Here is a 22,034-nt window from a genome sequence, read left to right on the forward strand (position 1 = left end):
AATCAACTAATTGTATTCAAAAAAACAATGTATTCGTTTTTTCAAAACTATCTTGGGATAGAAGACACATATAGTTTTTTTTAATATAAATCAGTCTGTCAGAATCTATAAAAAAAATTAAACCGGCAATAGTGCTTTAAAAAAGCTTCTATGAAGGGTATTTAAAGTCAATGTTAAAAGATAGTAAATTTTTGAGGTCACAGATGTTTATGTTTCCGGCAAAATATACCATCTTTTGATCAAAAAACAGAACGGTGTCAAGCTAGTAAAGTAGAACACAATTTATCTTCAAGTTCTAATTCTCTTTCTCGAATTGAATCGATGGCTTGTGAGATAACATTACGGCTGCTGACACCTAAGCGGTGAAGCTGTAACCATTTTTGAGCTTGATTACCTTCACGAAGAATTTTTTGTAGTGGTGAGATAAAGCATCCAAAGCCTTGCTGTTTGGCAAAGGATGCCGCTGGTTCGTAAAGTTCATTTATCCACTCCGCAGCTTTGAGTGTTCTGCCGTCAACCCAATGAATTAGATCGGCATCTAAACTATGAGAAGCGCAATTCGCTTCGTTTTGGGCTGTAATCGCGACTAATTCTTCCGGAGAAAAACTACTTTTGACCAATGGATCGAGGTCTGGATTGTTAATTACTTGCAGCAAACGCACTTCTAACAAAGCTGTAATTGCTAGTAGTGCAATGGGGTCAGTTACTAAATCGCAAATTCGTAATTCAAGCCGATTTAAATCGTAGGGACGGCGATCGCCATTTGGTCGAACTGATGTCCATAGATGTCGCACGTTTTGCATTGTGCCTTGAGCTAGCTGTTCTTGAGTCCACCGAATATGATGAGCGTGGCTTTCAAATAATGGGACTGATGAAGGTGTTTGTGGGAAAAGACCCCAACGAGTAGAGTGATAACCCGTTGCTTTGCCGTCTAAAAACGGTGATGAAGCGCTTAGAGCAAGATACAAAGGAGCTTCTAAGCGAATAACGCGACATGCCCGCATTAGTACTTCGGGGTCGCTGATACCCACATTGATATGAACGCTAGCGGTAACGACTTTAGTACCGTAAGTGTTTTCTATATACTCGTGATAGGGATTATTTGGGTTAGAGCGGAAAAATTTTTCACTTCCTCCCAGAGATAGAGTACTGCCAGGAATTAAAGTATAGTTACCTAGTTTCTGAAGATACTTTCTTAATTTCAAGCGAGGACATAACAGACCACATAAAAGTCTTTCGTAGTCGTAGAATGGAGCGGTTACATATTCAACATTGCGGCTATCCGGTTCCCGCATAAACCCATCTAATGCAGCGGTGATTTTGTCAGAGAGACCAATGATGTCACCTTGAGGCGTACCAGTATACATCTCAATCTCAAAACCTTTCGATAGCACCACAAATACTCTCCTTGGCTCTTTAATGATTCTTTAGTGATATTAAAATTGTATCCGAGGTAACGGAATTACGCATCAACCTTTTGATAGCTATCGAGAGAAATAATTGTTAAACAGAATTTAAATTTTAGTCAATATAAGGTATTAGCATTTGTTTTTATGAGTATGCAAAAAGGAATAGGTAGCAGCCAGAATAGTTAATATTATCAAATAATATGGCTTGCAGAATATATCTTGTTTTATACCCTTAGCTTTACTAGATTCTTAAGTGCAGAAGCATTACCCAAAGTTATGAAGAACCAATCCTTTATTCAAAAGCTGAGAAATTTGGCTATCTATCATCAAAGTTGATTATATGTTTGGACTGTATCTGCAATCGGTAGCGTAAAATGAAACTCGCTGCCTTGATTTTTCCCATTAGATGTAGCCCAAATTTGTCCGCCTAATTTTTGAATAATTTGACGACAAATAGCTAAACCCAAACCAGTACCACCAATTGAGCGCTGCAAAAAGTTTTCTTCTTGGTAAAAACGTTGAAAAATTCTTTCTAATTCTACTGGTTCAATCCCTCTACCCGTATCTTTAATAACAACTTCTAGTTGATTTGAAAGGAGTTGTTTGTCAGCTTCTTCTTGGGAAATATTTTCTTTATGGATTCGAGTGCTAACCGTAATTTGCCCATCTGATGGAGTGAACTTACAAGCGTTATCTAAAAGTTTAGATAATACTTCCATAATTCCTTCTCTTTCCGCCAGCACTAAAGGTAAATCAGATGGCAAATCTACAACAATTTGGGGCAAACTATTATTTAAATTACGTCTTTTGACACTACCTAAAACCAAACTCAAGCTTTCTTGTAGCGAAGTCGCTTCTAGCTGCGATCGCGCTGTATTAGCTTCCAGTTTTGAGAGGGTGAGGAAATCCCCGATTAATCTGCCCATGCGTTCGGAATCCCCTAAAGCAGTATCTAACATTGTCTGCTGAACTTCTAGAGGTATATTTTCCTCTAAGGCTAAAGTCTCTAAACAAATTTGAATAGTAGATAAAGGAGTCCGCAATTCATGACCTACTATAGCTATTAAGTTACTTTGGGTACGTTCTAAATCTGCCAATCGGCGGTTAAGTTTTTCTAAATTACGATAGGCTTGAGATTGCATCAAGGCAATTGCAACTTGCGTGGCAATTACTTCTACAAATGTACGTTCGGATTTGTTCCAAATATAGGGTTGATTGCCACAGTGATGAATTTCTAAAATACCTAACCAACTTTCTTGATAGCGAATTGGTATTAACAAACAGGAACAAATTTGCCAACGTTGGAAGTTATCGCTCAATTCGGGATGTGCTTGAATACCTAAGTCTTGGCTAGCATCGGTAATAGCAATAACGTGATTTTTTTCTAAAGCATTTTGAAATAAAGGATGATTTGCTATTAACCAATTTTCTCCTTTCATAGAAGGAAGTACATCTGCCACGCATTCATAATTAATTGATGCGGTTTTATCTGCTGGATAATGATAAAAAATACAGCGGCAAGGACTAAAAACTCGACCTAATTCTCTAACCGTACTAGTAAGAATTTCTTCCGAGTCTAAAGAGTTACGAATAAAAGCTGTGACCCTATTAATCAATCTTTCAAATGTTTCTTTTTGCAGAATTGTACGATAGGATTTTAGCTGTTTATATTGACTTGATTGTAAATAATTTACTAAGCGACCTGTAAAAAGTCGAGCATCAATTTCTAAAATTTGCTCGCTTGCTGTTTGAGGTTTATGCTCGTAATTAAGACCGTAACGTTGCTTTGCTAATTCTACTTTCTGTGCTAGCTGTGGTTGATAATCTAAAATCCGTTCTAATAATAAAACCGCTGCTTTTTTGCTTGTTGCACGGTCAAATGTCCAAATACCTTTAAATTGCCTTAATTCGTCAAAAGATACTCCTTCCACTGGAGCAGAAAATTCTCGACAAACGATACAAGCTGAGTATTTTTGGGCAACAATAACTAAATGCCATTCTTGAGCTAAAAAATCATCTTTTGGATCGAAGGGCACTACCTCATAGGGATTAGAAGTTGCGACTAATTCAGAATCCGGTGCAGCCATAACATAAACTTGATCGCTGCGTCTTGCAATTCTGGCATAGCGACGGGTTTCTTGACGGTAAAAACGCTCGTGCTGAAAATTAGCGATTACCAAAGGTTTATCGTTTCCTACTATTACCAAGTCCTCCATTGCGTGGGAAAGCGCAATTAAGGAAGCTTTAAAATAGACTTGAGGACGTAATAATTTATTCGCGAGCAGTAAACTGTATAACAGGGATTGCTGGGAAATATTCATTTATTGAATCGATAAATACACTCACCTCCGTCATGCTGTTTGCAGCAATAATAAGGAGCGATTTGTGATATTACGAAAGTTGTTGGTTAATTCGTGAGGAAATGAATCTAATTACCGCATAGAACATTTATTCAGACAATCTCAAGTAGTAAAGAAGCTGAATTTGTTTCGCTAATTTTAGCGTTATATAGTTCTGCTTCTTCTAAACTGACAAAACTGAGATCCGCATCTCTCATATCAACTCTTGCTAAGATAGCTTTGCTTAAATTGACGTTGTACAAATCTGCTTTATTGAGAATTGCTCCCGTCAAATTAGCCCCGGTAAGGTTGGAGTTTGCTAAATTAGCACCAGTCAAATCGGCGTAACGTAAATCCGCGCCTTCGAGGTTGGTATTACTAATATCAGCATAGCGTAGAGAAGTCAGACGCATATCAGCTTTACTCAAATTAGCTTTATGCAAATCTACACGATTCAAATTAGCCTTAATCAAACAGGCTTTAGCCAAACAAGACCAAATCAAGAAAGATTTACTCAAGTCGCACCTCCAGAGAGTGGCTTTCTCCAAATTTGCTTCATTTAACTTGGCTCTGTATAGTGACGCTCCCTCTAAATTTGCACTGGTGAGGTCTGCTCGATTCAAGTTAATTCCATTTAAGCAAATCTCACTCAGATTCGCTTGCTGCAAATTTGCTTCTACAAAATCTCTATTACCCGCTAGATATTGCTCTATCAGCTTATTAGTATCCATAAAACAACACGCGCTCGAATAATTAAGGGCAAGCAGATTAACTAATTACAGTATCTATATGGCATTGCCAAGAAATAACATTTCTTAACAGCTTCTTAAGAAAAACCTTCTTTGAAGAAAGCAATGATGCTAATTCGGCGAGTCTCTAAAGATAAATGCTTAGCAGGTGAAAGCTGCTTCTAATCTCGGTTAGCAGACCCGACAAAATACAAAAAAGTAACCAATCACTTAATTTAAGTAATCTGCACTTTTGTTAATTTTTGTTAACCTCTGTAAATAAGATAAGTAATTTTGTTACGTTTAGTCAAGAGAAATTGACAAGTTTTCTTTAGTAAATTGAAACTTGTAGGGATTCGACAGGAGAATGCAGTTCCTGCTATGACGGCAAAAGTTTTATAGATTTCATACCTTGTATTATTCGAGTAGGAGTATTGCATAAGCCCGGTTTCTCTTCGTGCAATTAGCGACAAACCGTGAATAATTCTACTTTTGTGATACTGCTGTAACTTCCCGTTCGCCTTTTTGTAGGGCTGGGTGTGGGAATAAATATTAACCTTATTTGTATTCAAAACCGGCTGATTTTATCGAGATTGTGTATCAAAATTTCGAGGTAGGCTTATTTATTACTGAGATATGCTAGGCGAAAATTCCCAACCTTTATCTTTTAAAGGTCAAGACTTAGCTGGTGTAAACTTTGACCATAAAGATTTGCGATTTGCAGATTTTACTAGTGCGAAACTAGAAAAAGCTACTTTTGTTAGTGCTAATCTTCAAGGAGCTATTTTTGATAAAGCTGTTTTAGAACAAGTAAATTTCCAAGAAGCTAATCTTCAAGGGGCAACATTACAGTTTGCCAATTTAGTAGAAGCTTATTTTTCGGAAGCGGATTTAAGTAAAGCTAATTTTTACGGGTCTAACTTGGATTCGGCTTCTTTTAGAAGAAGTAGTTTGCGGGGGACGGATTTGCGAGAAACAATTCTTGCAAAAGTAAATTTCAGCGAGAGTCTAATCAATAATGATACTCAGATAGAAGATAAGTGGAGACTGGTTTGGGAAATCGTTAACAAGCCCCAGGAAAGTCGTAATTTAAGTCAGTGCGATTTACAAGCAGCTAATTTAGTTGAAGCTAATTTGCAAAAAGCTAACTTGATAGAAACCGATTTGCGAGGCGCTATTCTGGAACGGGCAAATTTAGAAGCCGCAAATCTTCGAGGAGCTGATTTAGAAGCTGCAAACCTCCAAGGAGCAAATATTTGGGAAGCAGTAATGGAAAACGCTAATCTTAAAGATGCCAATCTTAAAGATGCAAACCTTTGTGGAGTTGACTTTAGCAATGCTTTTTTAGAAAGAGTTAATTTTAAGCAGAGTCAAATCAGCGTAGAAACTCAACTGAGCGAAAAGTGGAAATTAGTTTGGGAACTAGTAAATAAAAATGTTGAAGCTCGGGATTTAAGTCAATTTGATTTGCAGCAAGCTAACTTAAGTGAAGCCCACCTGAAAAAAGCTAATCTTAGTGAAACAAACTTGCAAGGAGTAATTTTTACAGAAGCTAACTTGCAACAAGCAAATTTATGGGCAGCCAAACTGCAAGGAGCAAATTTTGAAAAAGCCAATTTAGAAGAAGTCAATTTTCAGGAAGCTGACTTTGACAAACAAGCTAATTTACAACATAGTAATCTTCAAAAAGCTGATTTACTCGAAGTGACTTTGGAAGAAGCTAATTTACAACATAGCAATCTTCAAGGAGCTAATTTAAAGGTAGCCAATCTTCAAAAAGCTAACTTAAAAGGAGCTAATCTACAGCATACCTATTTACGTGGTGCGAGACTGCAACAAGCAAATTTTCAAGAAGCTAATCTCGAAGCTGCGGTTTTTCAAGAAGCTAATCTTCAAGGAGCCAATTTCTGCAAAGCTAACTTGAAAAAAACCGTTTTTATCGCCGCAAATTTGACAGAAGCAATCGAATCAGAAGAAGTTATAGTTACAAACTTTGAAGAAGCTGACTTAGAAAAGGCAGACTTCAGTTGTGCAAAACTAATAAGAGCTAATTTGCAAAAAGCAAACCTAGTCAAAGCTAATCTTAAAGCAGCAGACTTAGAAGCAGCAGACTTAAGATACAGCAATCTTGCAGAAGCAGACCTTTTAGATGCTAATCTTCGGGTTGCTTTTTTACGAGAAGCAAGCTTTTACAGAGCGGATTTACATAGAGCTAATTTACAAGTAGCCAATCTTTATAGAGCTAACCTACAATCAGCTAAGTTAGTTGGAGCTAATTTAGTCAAAGCCGATTTGCAAAAAGCTAATCTAAAACTAACTAATCTAACATCAGCTAATTTACAATTCGCCGATTTATACCGAGCGGATCTAGAAGCAGCAAATTTGGAAAATGCGAACTTGGAAAAGGCTCATCTCGAAGGAGCAAATCTTTCAAGAGCAAACCTTAAAAATACAAATTTTAAAGGTGCTGACTTAGATATAGCCGACTTTTCCCAAACTAAAAATTTTACTGAACAACAAGTTCAGGAAGCCAATAACTGGGAAAGAGCAAGACGAGACAAATAACAAAATCAAGCAATATTTTCAATAGATAGGTCTTGTTGCAAATAATCAACCTATCTTTTTTTACGACCAAATGTTATAATTTTTATACAAAAAATATTTTGACCTGCTTTGTCGCACCTAGAAAAAATATGGCGCTCAGCTTTTAAGTGTGATACAAACAAACAAGTAAGTTGTATAAAATACGCCTGCGCGGTAAATCCATAGAACGTGAATATACAGGGTATATTTAGTTACGGTTTATTCTATGTAGGTCTATTTACAGAGATTCAAAAAATATGGCTGTAGCCCTGCTTTTTCTGTTCTCTTAATTAAACAATTTGATAAAGGGAATCTGGAAAGGTAATAATAATTAATATCGATTGGTAATCTTTCTTAAATACCGCAATGTCTTTGTAGATACAGCTTGGCGAGTTTTTTCACCTATTAGTTAAGAATAAGTGCAAAAAAGTTAAAGGATGTTTGGAAAGTCTAATTTTATAATTTAGCACTGCGGTACTGCAAGCTAATAGCTATAATAAATACTTCCAACATGCAAGTGTTTAATCGCAACATAAAAACTTAGTAAATATTATATTTACCTGATATTTACCTGTAGAATTTCCAAATATCCTTTTAAATTCTTGAAAGCGAAAAAACAAATCAGTTTAAACCAAAATTAACTGATTAACAACTATGAATATAAGTCAAGACATCGCTCAAACTGCAAAAAATTGTGCATCAATTATCGCCAATACTCCAACAGAACAAAAAAATGCAGTTCTGTTGAAAATGGCTCAGCTTTTAGATACTCATCGTGGGGATATCGTAGCAGCTAACCAGACTGACCTAACCGCAGCTAAAAAAAACAATTTGCCAAGCAACTTAGTGGCTCGCTTGCAATGGTCTGATGCCAAAATTAATTCTAGTATTGCAGCACTTCACAAAATTGCGAATTTACCCGATCCAGTAGGACAGTTATTCGAGCCGATAAGTAGTTCTAACGGACTTAAAGCTTGTCGAATGCGAGTTCCATTAGGGGTGATTATGATGATTTACGAGGCTCGTCCTCATGTCACCGTTAATGCTGGTTCGTTTTGTTTGAAGTCGGGAAATGCAGTAATTTTACGGGGAGGTTCGGAAGCGAAAACCTGCAATCAGAAATTAGGAGAATTGTGGCAAACTGCTTTAGCCGATGTGGGTTTATCTATCCAAGCGATCCAGGTAATAAGTGGTTCTCACGAACAAATTAATGAATTATTACAACTTAATAGCTTTATTGACTTGGTTATTCCGCGAGGTGGACCAAAACTGATTGAAACAGTCAGTAAAAAATCTCAAATTCCGGTTTTAAAACATTACAACGGAATTTGTCATGTCTATATTGACGAAGCAGCCGATTTGCATCAAGGATTAGAAATTGCTTTAGATTCAAAGTGTTTGATGCCATCTGTTTGTAATGCGATGGAAACTCTATTAATTCATAGTTCTTTTGAATCGCACCTAAATACAATTATCAAAGCATTTCAAGATAATGGTGTAGAAGTCAAAGGTTGCGAACGGATTCGTAATGCAGTTTCCGGAATTGAAGCAGCAACAGAACAAGATTGGACAACCGAATACCTTGATATGAAAGTGTCGATGCGGATGGTAGACAGTGTAGATGAAGCAATTTCCCATATTAATCAATTTGGTTCGCATCATACTGACGCAATCGTCACTGACAGTCAAACCAGAGCCGAACAGTTTGTCAATCTAGTTGATTCTGCGGTGGTACTAGTAAATGCTTCTACAATGTTTTGTGATGGCGATACTTTGGGTATGGGGGCTGAAATTGGTATTGCTACTGGTAAATTCCACGCTCGCGGACCGATGGGATTACAGGAATTGACCAGTTATAAATTTGTCGTCCGGGGTTCGGGACAAACTATGGGTGGCGATTTTCTTCCTTCAGCTGCTACAACTGCACCTGACAAGGTTTAACGAGGTAATTTAGGTACTAATGGAATCTGTAGCTGCATCGAAAATATACGAATATCTCCAGCAAGGACTTGATAAACCCAAATCAGTTTCGGGACAGCGGATTGGGACTGAATTAAAATTTCCCTTGGTAGAACAGCAAAATGGATGCGCGGTTAAATTAGAAACTGTTAATGCTCTGTGGTCGTATCTGATCGATCGCGGCTGGGAAGCATCTGTAGATCCGGTAACTAACAAGATAGTGGGAGCAACTAAACCTGGAGAGTATAACGATACCTTAGCTTCTTGTGAAACTGGATTTTGCAAAATAGAATTTTCTCTAGCTCATGTGGGAGATTTACATGCTTTGACTCGTCAAATTGATTCGTTGATAGCAGAATTAATTCCTTTCGCAAACGAGCATCAGGTAAGCTTTCTTGGTTGCGGTATTCACCCAGTGTCTCCACCAAGTCCGGAATTGGTAATTGCTAAACAAAGAACATTAGCTTGGGATACTCTATTTCCAGAAGGAGAGATAGTTAACGATAAACCTCGTCCGGGACTTCACTTATTTACAGTTAATTCTGGCTCTCACGTACACTTGAGCGTATCCTCTGCTGAAGAAGCTGTTGGAGTAACCAATGTTTTCAATGGTTTTGCTGGAGCGCAAATTGCTTTGATGGGGAATTCTAGTGTATGGAGAGGAAAAGTCGATTCTGTCTATCAATGTGTCGCAGAAAAGTTTTGGGATTGGTGGATGCTAGATGAAGCACGAGTCGGACTTCCGAGTAAGTGTTTTACAGACATAGAAGACTATGGAAATGCGATTGCTAGATTGCGACCTCTTTATGTAGAAAGGAATGAAAATCCGATTCTTATAAGTCACTATCCAACTTTTGCTGACTACTACGATTGTTCTCCAGCAACAGGAAAATATTTATCGGGAGAAGAAGTAGTTGTCTATCCTGAAGCAAAAGATATTAAGTTGCACAATTCATTTTATTGGTTCACCGCTCGCATCTCTCGCTACTTTACCGTCGAAAATCGATTGTGCGACCAACAAGTTCCCGGTGATTTAGCCTGTCCTGCTGCTCTGAGTTTAGGACTGCTCAAAGCTTTACCAGAAGCCCAAGAAGAATTAAATCAATTCCAATGGTCAACTCTCAAGCTAATGCGAGAAGCAGCAATGAGAAAAGGTCTAGATGCAAAAGTCGAAGGAATTGCATTAGCTGATATGGCTGGACGAATGTTGGAATTAGCAACGTTGGGGTTAGAGCGTCGCGGACTTGGTGAAGAGGTCTATTTAGAACCTTTACAACAGCGATTAACTAGTAAGCAAAATCCAGCGATGGAAGCGAGTGAAATATTTAGTCAAGGTGGAATCAAAGCTTTAATTGAAGCTAGGGATATTCTTGTTGGGAGTAGTAAGTAGTTGTAGGTTAGGTTGAACAAAGTGTAAGCGTTAGCGTTACCCTGACGGGTCAGCAAGCTGAACACGCAGTGAGTCCTCAGACTAAGCGTGTCCAACAGGACATAGCTTTCTCGTAGAGTAACCCAACAGACAGACGTGTTGTTGGGTTGCGCTCCGCTTAACCCAACCTACAAAACTTCCAACCTTTGACCTTTGACCTTTGACCTTTAATTCATATGATTAATGCATTAGCTGCTGAAAAATCTGGTGGAGAACTTAAGCCTTTTGAGTACGAACCAGGAGCTTTAGGAGAGGAAGAAGTTGAAATTAATGTCGAGTTCTGCGGGGTTTGTCGCAGCGATTTAATGTTGCTCGATAATGAACGGGGGGGAACCCAATATCCTTTGGTTCCGGGACATGAAGTTATTGGTACTGTATCTGCTGTTGGAAGTGGTGTTGAGAATTTAAAGGTTTCTCAGCGTGTCGGTTTGGGCTGGTATTCGGGTTCATGTATGAATTGCGAATGGTGTCAAGGAGGTCATCATAATTTCTGTCGTCAAGCGGAACAAACTATCGTTGGTCGTCATGGTGGTTTTGCTGATAAGGTTCGCGCTCATAAAAGTTGGGTATTTCCTCTTCCTGACAAAGTTGAGTCTGTATCTGCTGGACCGCTATTTTGCGGGGGAATTACTGTTTTTAATCCGATAATTCAGTTTGATATTCAGCCGAAACATCGCGTGGGAGTCATTGGAATTGGTGGTCTGGGACATTTAGCAATTCAGTTTCTTCATGCTTGGGGATGTGAAGTTACAGCTTTTTCTAGTAATCCAACCAAGGAAGCTGATGCTAGAGAATTAGGAGCCGACCATTTTGTTAATTCTCGCAATCAAGAAGCAATTGAAGCAGTAGAAGATTCCTTTGATTTGATTGTTTCAACTGTTAATGCTGACCTCGATTGGAATGTTTATATTAAAGCTTTACGTCCTTTAGGAAGACTGCATTTTGTGGGAGGAGTACCGAATCCAATTTGTTTTCCGGTTTTGCTGTTGTTAGATGGACAAAAATCCGTTTCTGGTAGTCCGGTGGGTAGTCCAAATACTATTTTTCAAATGCTTGATTTTGTTGAGGAACATCAAATTAAACCTGTTATAGAAGTATTTAGTTTTGAACAGGTGAATGAAGCACTTGATAAATTACGTAATGGGAAGGTTCGTTATCGGTTGATTTTGAAGCGGTGAACGGTTTCAGTTAACAGTTAACAGTTATCAAATGATATAGCGGTTTTCAGTTGATTTTAATACACTTGAAACCTCACCCCCTTCCCCTCTCCTTATTAAGGAGAGGGGTGTTTGAAAGACAGTGTGAGATTCATTATTCCATCTAAGTGAAGACCGCTATAATTTGTCATTGATAATTTAAATTACTCGATTTTCTGTAAATAACCGGTTGCGGGGTCAATTATTTTTAGAGCTAAATCGGGACATTTGATGGCTAAAGAAACTTTATTTCCGCTACCAAAAACATTAATTATTTCAACGACTCCAAATTGTTTAAGTAATTCGTGAATTACTGTATCTCCCACTTTCCAATTTTCATTTGAAGTTGTTTTATTCACTATTCTCTATTCCCTATTCCCTATTCCCTGATAACTGTAATTATTCCATCTTTTGCAATTGAGCTACTCTAGGGTCGATAATTTTTTGACCTAAGCCGGGAAATTTAATGGCTACGGAAACTTTATTTCCTCCACCAAAAATATGAGTTATTTCACCGGCTCCGAATGATTTATGCATTACTTTGTCGCCAACCTGCCAATTTACGTTTGCGGTTGGTTTGCTACTACTCGTACTTTCAAAGCCATTATTGTAGCTAGCTGAAGTACGACCGCCGGTATTTGTATAAGTAACGCTACGAGGATATTGGGTAGCTAATAACTCTCTTGGTAACTCGTCGAGAAATTGCGATCGCACTGCTGGTTCGCGTGTTCCATACAGCCTGCGTTCTCGGGCGTGGGATAAGAATAACCTCTCTTGAGCGCGGGTAATACCGACGTAACATAAACGACGTTCTTCTTCTAATGAGGCTGGGTCGTTCATGGAACGATAGTTGGGAAATAATCCTTGTTCTAACCCTACTAGAAAGACTACGGGAAATTCCAATCCTTTGGAAGAATGTAAGGTCATTAAGGATACTGCACTTTGCCCTTCTTTGACGTTATCCAAGTCGGAACTTAAAGCGGTACTAGCCAGGAATCCAGCAAGGGAAGCATCTTGTTCGGCTTCTTCTTCATATTGACGAACTGCATTATAAAGTTCTCCGACGTTGCGGATTCTATCTTCTGCTTCGTCGTTTCCTTGTTTATGCAAATCTTGAACGTAGCCGGATTCATCTAAAACGGTTTGCAAAATTTCCGAAGCAGGCAGGTTTTCAACTTCTTGCTGCAAGCGACCAATCATTTTAGCGAAGTTGTTTACCGATTTAGCCGAACGTCCGCCCAAAGTATTAACCGATGTTTCATCGCTCAATATTTCCCACAAGCTAACACCTAATTCTTGAGCGGCGTTTGTTAGGTTTTCAATGGTGGCTTTACCAATACCGCGTCTGGGCGTATTAATTACCCGTAATAAACTTACAGTATCGGCAGGGTTGGCAATAGCCCTTAAATAACCCAAGACATCTTTAATTTCTTTACGGTCATAGAACTTTAATCCCCCAACTACAGTGTAGGGAATTCCATTTCTCACTAACATATCCTCAAAGGGACGAGATTGAGCGTTAGTACGGTAAAGAATAGAAAAATTTCCCCAATTTATATCGGGATTTTCTTTTTCCAAAGAACGAATTTTATTGATAACAAAATTAGCTTCTGCTACTTCATCATCGGCTTTAAAATAAAAAATTTGTTCGCCTTCACCCCGCGTTGCTTTAAGAACCTTATCAATCCGCTGGGTGTTATTTTCAATTAAATGATTCGCAGCTTGGAGAATATTTTCACAAGAACGATAGTTTTCTTCTAATTTCACCATCGAACGAGTATCGTCATCATCTAAACCATCACCAAAATCTTGTTGAAAGTCTAACAAAATTGTGAAGTCAGCCATTCTAAAAGAATATATAGATTGGTCTGCATCGCCTACTACGAATACCGAACGGTTTTGCCACTTCCAGTGACTTTTCTGTTCTCCATAAGTCGCTAGCAAACTTATCAATTGATATTGAGTGCGGTTTGTATCTTGATATTCATCTACTAAGATATGACGAAATTTATTGTGCCAGTAACCCAAAACCTGCTCGTTTTGCTGAAACAATCTGACTGGAACCAAAATCAAATCGTCAAAATCCAGAGCATTATTTGCTGCTAACCTATCTTGATAGCAATTGTAAACTTCTGCAATTACTCTTCCCTTATAATTCGGTTCTTCTTTCTCATAATCCTTTGGCGATAATCCCTGATTTTTAGCATTACTGATGGTGTAGCGAACGGAACGAGGATTAAATTTTTTATCGCTTAGATTCAACTGCTTGGTAACAATTTCCTTAACCAAACTTTGAGCGTCAGATTCATCAAAAATCGAAAAATTCTTCTTCCAAGCACGTCCATTCTCATCTTGATATTTCTCGATATCAAACCGAAGAATCCGAGAAAGCAAACTGTGGAAAGTACCGCACCATAAATCCTTAATAACAAGCTTGTAAACCTTCGACCTTAACTTTACCTGGTCGTATTCCGGTAACAAATCGTAACGTTCGCCATATTCAGAAAGTGCCATTTGTTCGGCGAATAGCTTTTGAATACGCTCCTTCATCTCCCGAGCAGCTTTATTAGTAAAAGTAACCGCTAAGATATTTTCTGGATTGACTTTATGCTCTGTAATTAAGTTAGCAATGCGATAAGTCAGCGCTCGTGTTTTACCAGAACCCGCGCCAGCAACAACTAGCAATGGGCCGCAAAAATGTTCGACAGCGCGACGTTGATGGGGATTGAGGTGACTGAGAGAGTCGGTTGTAGTTGTCATGGACGTGGGGGGTAAGCAGGGCTAAAATACGAGTCGTAGCAATGTAGCAATATACCTTTCTAGCTACATTAATACAACTGTCTTATATCGCGAACTTTATAATCTTACCGAAATTTAACCGACTCAAATTAAGATTATTTAGTAATTTGGTTGCTTATAGCAAAGTAATCTGTAGTATAGATATTGTATTTCCCTTTGGGCGATGATATTTTCCTGTAAGACTTTCCCGTTCCAACTTTGTTTTATTATAGTTTTTTTAAATAGTTTTTTTGATAAATATTATGATGAAAAAAAACAGCAAACGAGGAAAACAACTTTGCGTAATTATCGCTTTCCATTTACTGTTTTTAATATTTTAAATAATTTAATTCAGCTCTGTCTTTAAAAATCAAATATTATTTGCTTACTTATTTTGTCCACAGCATAGTTCTTTCAGCAAACTTGTATTAGGACAGAAAAAGATTCTATAGAATAATTTACGAGTTGCGACTGACGGCAGACAAAATTCCCGCACCGATAGCTAACAGCACTAAAGCCCAAATTGCTTCTTGAGGAAATTGCAATATTCCAAAAGCTTGTAATAAGAGAACTATAGCTAGAACTACTAATAAAGAGCCTGCGACGTATAAGAAAGTGGTAACGGCAAGATTAGGACGACGACTCACAAGCAAAACTCCTCACTATTTAGAAAAAATTGCATTTTATATTGTTGCACAATTGTTTTAGAAAATAATCTTCATCTCGACACAGTTTTGGCATTAATTCAATTATGCCAAAAGGATAATATATATTATCTTAACTTGAATCAATAAAAAAGCTTGCTAACAATTGTATTAAAAATATGATTAAATTTATTCTTAGCTGCTTCAAACTCTACAACTTGATAACTCGGAGGTTCCGGTTTATCAATCTGATTTTCCTGTAAGTAAACGTGGTAGCGAACTTCAATCTGAAGACTTTCTATATTAGGCATCTCACCATAATGTCTGGTAATATATCCTCCACTAAAAGTTTTGTTTCTAACTACTTGTAATCCTTGATTGGTAAAACTTTTGTCTACAGTAGAAATTAAAAATTCCGAACAAGTTTGATTATTTAGGTTGCCCAAACAAATATCGTCATCTATTAATCCGCAGAAGCTATGTAAATCTAAAAGATAAACTTTGCCAAATCGTTCCATTTTTTCTTCAAGAAGCGACTTTAATTGATGGTGATAGGGAAGATAGTATTTTTCAATTCGTGCTTTTATTTCTTTGTCAGTAGGTTGATTTTGATAAATAGATTTATTAAAGGCTGTATTTTCTGGAATTACCGCAGACCAAAAAGAGCCAAATAATGGTTCTTTTGCTTGACGATTCAAATCAACAACATATCGATTATGAGTAGCCTGTAAAACGGTAATTCCTAAATTAGGAAGAAAATCATAAAGTTTATCGAGATGCCAATCGCTATTTGGCAGAGAATTTAAGTGTTCGGCTGTAAATTGAGTAGCAATATCTTCAGGTACAAATAAGCCACTATGAGGAATATTTGCCACTATAGGTAGTGATTTAACTGTTGTTGGTTGATAAATATTGAATAATTGCATTAATAAAAACTAGATTACACTTAATATCATATCCGTTAGAACACCTATCATATCTGTGGAGCTTGGTAATGGGTAATAGGTAATCAAAGATTACGAACGCTAGGGGTTATATAGTCATGACTTACGCAGTTGTCACAATACCCGGTTGGTGCGTGACACTCATAACCTTATTACTACGTTCCGCCATTTTATTAAGTGTCACAGCACCCTACAATAAAAATGTGCCGGTTGCGTAAGTCCTAATAGTAAATAATCAACCAGACTTTATAGAACTGAAAGTACAAAACGCTAATAAGGTGCATTGCTCTGTGCAACAACACACCCTGGGATTAACTGGTAACTGATTACTGATTACTGATTGCAGGTAACCAAACGGTGAAAGTAGAACCTACTTCAAACTTGCTTTGCACTTTAATATCACCACCCATCATTTGACAAAAATGACGGGTAATTGCTAATCCTAATCCAGTTCCGCCATACTTTTTAGTGGTTGAAGCATCACCTTGAGTAAATGGTTTAAACAATTGCTCGATTTGATATTCAGTCATTCCAATACCGGTATCTTTGACAGTAAAAACAATTGTTTCACCCGAGATACTGGGGATAATATCTTTTTGCCGTCTAACTTTCAGAGTTATTAGACCATTTCTAGTAAATTTTGAGGCATTGCTTAACAAATTCAGCAGCACCTGTTGTACTCTTGTTTGATCTTGGTACATGGTGCCTAATTCTCCATCGCAATCAATTTCTAAGGAACTACCATTTTTCTGTATAGCTGATTTAATTGTGAGAACGAGATTGTTTATCAGCGATACTACTTCAAATGTTTCCGGGTAAAGGGTCATTTTCCCGGCTTCAATTTTAGATAAGTCAAGAATGTCGTTGATTAGCTCCAATAAATGTTTGCCGGATGTATTAATTATTTCTAAATCCGCGGCAAAATCTTCCTCTACCCCTAAATCCGTAGCGTCTTCTTGTAAAAGCTGGCTTAAGCCGATTATGGCATTTAATGGCGTGCGTAATTCATGGCTGACGTTTGCTAAAAATTGACTTTTTGCTTTGCTCGCGGCTTCTGCTAATTCTTTGGCTTGTTCTAATTGCTTGGTTCTTTTTGAAACTCTTTCGATTAAATGATTCAGTGATTTTGCAAGTAAACCAATTTCATCTTCAGTGGTAACGGGAGCGCGTAAATCGAAATTTGATTTGCGAGCGACTTGTTCGGCTACTTGAGTAACAACCACCACGGGTTCGGCAATAGCGCGGGAAGTTCGCCAAGCTACCACAACTGCGATCGCTACTGAAAGCAGCATACTCGCGATTACAATTGTTCTTTCAATTCCTTTGGAAAATTCTAGGTCTTTTGCTCTACGATATTCTTGTGCTTGGGCACTTTGAAGAATATTATTTAATTTTCTACCTAGCTGTTCTAAACGAATTGCTGCTTGAGAGCGAGTCAGTTCGAGCAATTGTTGCTGAACCTGTGAAAGTTGTTGAGATTGAGATTGCTTGTCTACTTGCTGCAATATCGAATCTAGTTGTTGCGTGTAAGATTCTAAACTTATTTCGTAATCTCGTAATAATGTCTGAAGAGTTGCTTCTGTAGCTGCTAATTTTCCAGGTTTACTGCTAATAAATTCTGCAATATCGGTTTCGACTTTCTCAACTTTACCAATGCTCTCATCAAATTCAGCCTTTTTGCGAGAAAAAAGAAGCGGTTGTTGGACTACAGCAGCCAAACTATAGCTGTGCAACTGCACTTCTACCAAAGCATCCTTGTAATTTGCCAGCATTTGTGTTTGATATTGGGCATGATTAAACTGTCTGATTTCTCTTGCACGGTAGTAGTTGGCAATCACTAACCCCACAAGCGAACCAAAAAAACCAATTCCAATCGCTGCAAAATATCCACAGCCAATTTTCTGATGGATACGCCTAGAGCTAGCTTTAAGTTTCCCGCTGGAAGGGAATTCTAAAGTAGGCAATTCATCGTTTGAGGGCTGTCCGCTTGATACATCTATACTACTATCACCTACGGTTTTTTGAGTTCGCATCCCTCAAATCTCCTTACCCTCCCGCTATAATTTATACATTATTTCAGGTGGTGAAATTTATACAAAAAGAGCCAATATTAATTATCTTCTTTTATAGCAATTACAAAAGCCTAATTGCTACATACTTTGCACGAGCTTTATAATATTTCGGTAAATCTATAGTTAAAATTTAACAAAATCAATTACGTCTACTTATCACTATTGACCATAACAAAGAAGTGAGGAGCGACAAACTTTAGCGTTACTCCTCACTTACTATTAAAATCTAAAATCGCTTTATTTACTTCTTCCTTACTTCAAGAAAGCTACTCGTCCACGAAAAACGAGGCTACCTTATTTTAGGAAAGACTCAAAGCTTTAGTCGAGTTTGGTACTCCAACTCCATTTGAGTTGCTTGCTTCCTGCTTTAATAACTCTGCTTTATCCGTATTTTCCCATGGTAATTCTAAATCGGTACGTCCGAAATGACCGTAAGCTGCGACGTCCTGATAAAAACGTCCGCCTCGTTCATTCGATAATTTACGCAAGTTGAACGCATGAATAATACCAGCCGGACGAAGTTCAAAATGCTTTTGAACTAATTCCAACAAGATTTCCTCATCAACTTTGCCGGTACCGAAGGTTTCTATCATTATGCTCACGGGTCGTGCAACACCGATTGCATAACTTAACTGAACTTCACATTTTTCTGCTAAACCAGCAGCAACAATGTTTTTAGCTACATAGCGACAAGCATAAGCAGCACTGCGATCTACTTTTGTGGGGTCTTTTCCGGAGAAAGCTCCGCCACCATGTCGGGAATAACCACCGTAGGTATCAACGATAATTTTACGTCCGGTAAGACCTGAGTCTCCTTGAGGTCCGCCGATGACAAATTTTCCGGTGGGGTTAACCAAAAATCGGGTTTGTTCGTCGGGCTTGATGTCAATATCGCCGAATACAGGTTCAACTACCGCAGACCATAAGTCTTTCTGAATTTTTTCCCTTACTGCTGTTTCATCGCTTATGTCGCCGATGTTGGGAGCGTGCTGGGTAGAAATCAAGATGGTGTCGATACCTACTGGTTTACCATCTTCGTAAGCTATACTTACTTGAGTTTTACCGTCGGGACGTAGATAAGACAATTCACCCGTCTTGCGAACTGCTGCTAACCTGCGAGCAATACGATGAGCAAGACTAATAGGCAAGGGCATTAATTCGGGAGTTTCGTCACAAGCGAAGCCGAACATGATTCCTTGGTCGCCAGCGCCAATTTTGTCAAATTGTTCTTCACTGGACTCTTCACGGTTTTCTTGAGCGGTGTTAACGCCTTGAGCAATATCTGCCGATTGTTCGTCTAAAGCGACTAAAATCGAACAGCTATTGGAGCAAAAACCATTTACAGCATCGGTGTAACCAATCTCAGCTATTTTCTTTCTAGCGAGATTCATGTAATTAACATTTGCTTTACTGGTTATTTCGCCAGTAATTAGCACCAAGCCAGTATTGACCACAACCTCAGCAGCAACGCGGCTGGATGGGTCTTGTTCGAGCAAAGCATCCAAAATAGTATCTGAAATCTGGTCGCAGATTTTATCTGGATGACCCTCAGTTACAGACTCGGAGGTAAATAGATAGCGACGAGTCAAATTCAATTCCTCCTTAAAGAGTATTTAGACTTAATTTATGCAAGATTTGTGCAAGCATTTTATTAAGCCTCTTTAACCTGCAATCATACCAATATTTTTGCAATTAATAATGATAATTAAGTTAACTTTCTCAAAATCAATAGTTATCTAGATAGCTTTTAATATTTGTTTTTTTTTGCTACTTGCTTAAATATCTTGAAAAGGAATAGTTTTTTCATAGGACTTACCCACCCGCAACAATAAACTAAGCTTCTACTACTTTAATAGTCCCGTTCTTTAAAGGGGCTTTGCGTAAGTTATGTTTGAATTATTTACTTAACTTAATCTATCTTTGAACTGTGTTTTATTTATGACTAAAAAAGGGACACCATACGGATGTCCCAAGAAATAATACAATGATTAAAAAAAGTACTTAAACGTTTACTTAAACTTCAACCGCCATTTTCGCTTCTGTCTGTGTCAAACGCTCGTAAGCAGCGCGCATTTTTAAACCAGTTAATACCTGGAATAAGCCGGTTCCATTATTAGAACCTGGATATTCGCGGTGTTGGAGCAATAAGTGAGTCATCTCTCCCTGATACTTGGTAGATGTTTTGCTCAAATGTGTCTCAATGTAAATTACTTCATCGAGGTTATCAAATTGACCGTCAACCTCTAATACTGAGACATAGCGACCGTAATACACATCAGAACCGTAGTACATTTGCATACCAGGGTAAGAACAAGTTAGCTTACGTCCGCAAGGAGTCCACTGAATGGTTGAACCTTCGTCAAACAGATAGACGGGTTCAAATCCTTCTTTGCCTTCCCGTTGCAGCATCCGCACTCGGAGTACTTTACGCTCTTTATCTTCTTTAATCAGATTTGTCGGCAATACTTGAATGACCACATCAGCATGTTCTCTTTGCGGTTCGATGTAGTTTTGGAAATCGGGCTTGCGGGAATTAATTGCAGCTAGAACATCTTCGTATGTATGACCCCTTTCTTCCATATCGCGCTGGATTTTCCAAGCGATTTTAACTTCATCGCTAATGTCCAAATACACGCTGAAATCAATCAAAGAACGCACCCGTTCGTCATATAAAGGATGCAACCCTTCTATGACAATAATATGATTTGGCTCTATTCTTTCTGGGGGATCTAATTCGCCTGTTTCATGGTTATAAATAGGTTTATCGATGGCTTGACCTTCTTTGAGAGCTTTCATTTGCTCGTACATCAAGTCAAAGTTATTCGCCTTCGGATTTAGTGCCGTAATACCTGTTTCTTTACGTTGCTTACGGTCTAAACTATGATAGTCGTCCAAACAGATGACTGTCATAAATTCTTCACCAAACAAATCAATTAAGCGACGCAAAAACGTAGATTTACCGCATCCGGAGTCTCCAGCAACTCCAATCATTACAATGCGATCGAGCTTATTTGCCATAAATCCCCTCTAATTAGTTTCTAAAGATGACTGAATCAATATTTTTTTACACAGATTTATTACAAGTCAGGGTTGCCATTAAATTCTTTTTTTATAAAAGAAAAATTTAACGGGTGCCCGTCAGGAGTTCCCATTACGGTTACCCTGCGTTCTTGCTACACAACACCAACATACGACAATAAACGGGCAAATAATAATTTCATCACTTGATCCCTGCCTTGTTAGTCGAGATTCGTTGTTGTAAGTATTTAATCCTAGCTATATTTCGGATTGTAACAGAAGCGGCGTATCATATACAAGCGTTGCACCCGAATAATCCACCTATCCAGGTTGCCTTATAATCACGAATATTACTTTATCAGTTAAATTATTAATATACCAATAGACTTCAAACTTAGAGTCCCTATCTACAAGTTTAAAACTTGTACTTAAACCTGCAATTTAATTATTTTGTCCATAATACATAAATGTATCATGTTTTGATTACCATTAACCGAGAAACTCTAACCTTTGTGCGGTCGGTTTCTGTTTCTAGCATCAAAACTAACCAAAATCAATCAAAACTAATAATTATCTAATCTGAAAATAGATTATATATTTTACTACAAGATAGCTAATTTGATAATATAGGATGATAAATAATCTATGATTTTTAGTTTTTAGCTGTGGATCTGCAAACTCCTTCAACAATAACATTGGTGAAGGTTGACAGATGTTTCACATCACGTAAAACTAATAATAGTAGTTTATATAACTTTAAGTTGTCGATAAAACTCAACTGCATTTTGTTATTGCTAAGGTGAAAATCGTAGCGAATAAAACTTGTAGTTAGCGAAGTTCCACTCGGTTTTTGCTAAGAGCGGTTTCGTCATACTAAAGTATTAATAACAGCTAATAACATAATTCCAGATAAGTGAAAAAGTATTACAGGTAAG

Annotated in this window: 14 protein-coding genes; 4 read left to right on the plus strand and 10 right to left on the minus strand. The window is 37.8% G+C overall.

The window, feature by feature from the left end:
- Positions 1-257: 257 nt before the first annotated feature.
- The 3 genes from gshA to RIV7116_RS13655 form a co-directional block, all read right to left on the minus strand.
- Positions 258-1,397 carry a glutamate--cysteine ligase gene (gene gshA / locus RIV7116_RS13645; protein ID WP_015118884.1) on the minus strand — a complete coding sequence of 380 codons (1,140 nt, stop codon included), beginning with the start codon at positions 1,395-1,397 and terminating at the stop codon, positions 258-260.
- A 338-nt stretch (positions 1,398-1,735) separates the two neighbouring features.
- Positions 1,736-3,730, minus strand: coding sequence for a DICT sensory domain-containing protein (locus tag RIV7116_RS13650; RefSeq protein WP_015118885.1), 1,995 nt, complete (start codon positions 3,728-3,730; stop codon positions 1,736-1,738).
- A 131-nt stretch (positions 3,731-3,861) separates the two neighbouring features.
- A complete protein-coding gene (locus RIV7116_RS13655; RefSeq protein ID WP_015118886.1) occupies positions 3,862-4,479 on the minus strand; it encodes a pentapeptide repeat-containing protein in 618 nt (205 codons plus the stop codon).
- Positions 4,480-5,112: 633 nt separating this feature from the next.
- Between RIV7116_RS13655 and RIV7116_RS13660 the strand changes: the two genes are divergently transcribed.
- The 4 genes from RIV7116_RS13660 (at position 5,113) to RIV7116_RS13675 (ending at position 11,625) form a co-directional block, all read left to right on the plus strand.
- The gene (locus RIV7116_RS13660; protein WP_015118887.1) at positions 5,113-7,041 is read left to right on the plus strand and encodes a pentapeptide repeat-containing protein; all 1,929 of its coding nucleotides are present in this window, start codon (positions 5,113-5,115) and stop codon (positions 7,039-7,041) included.
- Positions 7,042-7,713: 672 nt separating this feature from the next.
- Positions 7,714-9,000 (plus strand): glutamate-5-semialdehyde dehydrogenase, encoded by a 1,287-nt coding sequence (locus tag RIV7116_RS13665; protein WP_015118888.1) that lies wholly within the window; start codon positions 7,714-7,716, stop codon positions 8,998-9,000.
- Positions 9,001-9,019: 19 nt separating this feature from the next.
- Positions 9,020-10,408: a glutamate-cysteine ligase family protein gene (locus RIV7116_RS13670; RefSeq protein ID WP_015118889.1), complete on the plus strand. Its 1,389-nt coding sequence runs from the start codon at positions 9,020-9,022 to the stop codon at positions 10,406-10,408.
- A 215-nt stretch (positions 10,409-10,623) separates the two neighbouring features.
- Positions 10,624-11,625 (plus strand): NAD(P)-dependent alcohol dehydrogenase, encoded by a 1,002-nt coding sequence (locus tag RIV7116_RS13675; protein ID WP_015118890.1) that lies wholly within the window; start codon positions 10,624-10,626, stop codon positions 11,623-11,625.
- Positions 11,626-11,807: 182 nt separating this feature from the next.
- Here RIV7116_RS13675 and RIV7116_RS13680 read toward each other — a convergent pair whose 3' ends face one another.
- The 7 genes from RIV7116_RS13680 to RIV7116_RS13710 all read right to left on the minus strand — a co-directional run bounded on the left by RIV7116_RS13680 (position 11,808) and on the right by RIV7116_RS13710 (position 21,099).
- Positions 11,808-12,002: a hypothetical protein gene (locus tag RIV7116_RS13680; RefSeq protein WP_044290933.1), complete on the minus strand. Its 195-nt coding sequence runs from the start codon at positions 12,000-12,002 to the stop codon at positions 11,808-11,810.
- 40 nt (positions 12,003-12,042) lie between these two features.
- The gene (gene pcrA, locus RIV7116_RS13685; protein WP_015118891.1) at positions 12,043-14,403 is read right to left on the minus strand and encodes a DNA helicase PcrA; all 2,361 of its coding nucleotides are present in this window, start codon (positions 14,401-14,403) and stop codon (positions 12,043-12,045) included.
- Positions 14,404-14,879: 476 nt separating this feature from the next.
- On the minus strand, positions 14,880-15,068 hold the full coding sequence (locus tag RIV7116_RS13690; RefSeq protein WP_015118892.1) for a hypothetical protein: 189 nt from the start codon (positions 15,066-15,068) through the stop codon (positions 14,880-14,882).
- Positions 15,069-15,208: 140 nt separating this feature from the next.
- Entirely contained in the window at positions 15,209-15,991 is a 783-nt protein-coding gene (locus RIV7116_RS13695) for an N-formylglutamate amidohydrolase (protein WP_015118893.1), read from the minus strand.
- A 344-nt stretch (positions 15,992-16,335) separates the two neighbouring features.
- Positions 16,336-18,042: an ATP-binding protein gene (locus RIV7116_RS13700; RefSeq protein WP_015118894.1), complete on the minus strand. Its 1,707-nt coding sequence runs from the start codon at positions 18,040-18,042 to the stop codon at positions 16,336-16,338.
- Positions 18,043-18,380: 338 nt separating this feature from the next.
- Positions 18,381-19,670, minus strand: a complete 1,290-nt coding sequence (gene metK / locus RIV7116_RS13705) for a methionine adenosyltransferase (RefSeq protein WP_015118895.1) — start codon at positions 19,668-19,670, stop codon at positions 18,381-18,383.
- Positions 19,671-20,094: 424 nt separating this feature from the next.
- The gene (locus tag RIV7116_RS13710; protein ID WP_015118896.1) at positions 20,095-21,099 is read right to left on the minus strand and encodes a phosphoribulokinase; all 1,005 of its coding nucleotides are present in this window, start codon (positions 21,097-21,099) and stop codon (positions 20,095-20,097) included.
- Positions 21,100-22,034 lie beyond the last annotated feature (935 nt).

The sequence above is a fragment of the Rivularia sp. PCC 7116 genome (genome assembly GCF_000316665.1).
GTDB lineage: Bacteria > Cyanobacteriota > Cyanobacteriia > Cyanobacteriales > Nostocaceae > Rivularia.

Coding starts and splice junctions, on each gene's coding strand:
- RIV7116_RS13650 (WP_015118885.1), bottom strand. CDS start 3,730: ATGAATATTTCCCAGCAATCCCTGTTATACAGTTTACTGCTCGCGAAT.
- RIV7116_RS13655 (WP_015118886.1), bottom strand. CDS start 4,479: ATGGATACTAATAAGCTGATAGAGCAATATCTAGCGGGTAATAGAGAT.
- RIV7116_RS13660 (WP_015118887.1), top strand. CDS start 5,113: ATGCTAGGCGAAAATTCCCAACCTTTATCTTTTAAAGGTCAAGACTTA.
- RIV7116_RS13665 (WP_015118888.1), top strand. CDS start 7,714: ATGAATATAAGTCAAGACATCGCTCAAACTGCAAAAAATTGTGCATCA.
- RIV7116_RS13670 (WP_015118889.1), top strand. CDS start 9,020: ATGGAATCTGTAGCTGCATCGAAAATATACGAATATCTCCAGCAAGGA.
- RIV7116_RS13675 (WP_015118890.1), top strand. CDS start 10,624: ATGATTAATGCATTAGCTGCTGAAAAATCTGGTGGAGAACTTAAGCCT.
- pcrA (WP_015118891.1), bottom strand. CDS start 14,403: ATGACAACTACAACCGACTCTCTCAGTCACCTCAATCCCCATCAACGT.
- RIV7116_RS13695 (WP_015118893.1), bottom strand. CDS start 15,991: ATGCAATTATTCAATATTTATCAACCAACAACAGTTAAATCACTACCT.
- RIV7116_RS13700 (WP_015118894.1), bottom strand. CDS start 18,042: ATGCGAACTCAAAAAACCGTAGGTGATAGTAGTATAGATGTATCAAGC.
- RIV7116_RS13710 (WP_015118896.1), bottom strand. CDS start 21,099: ATGGCAAATAAGCTCGATCGCATTGTAATGATTGGAGTTGCTGGAGAC.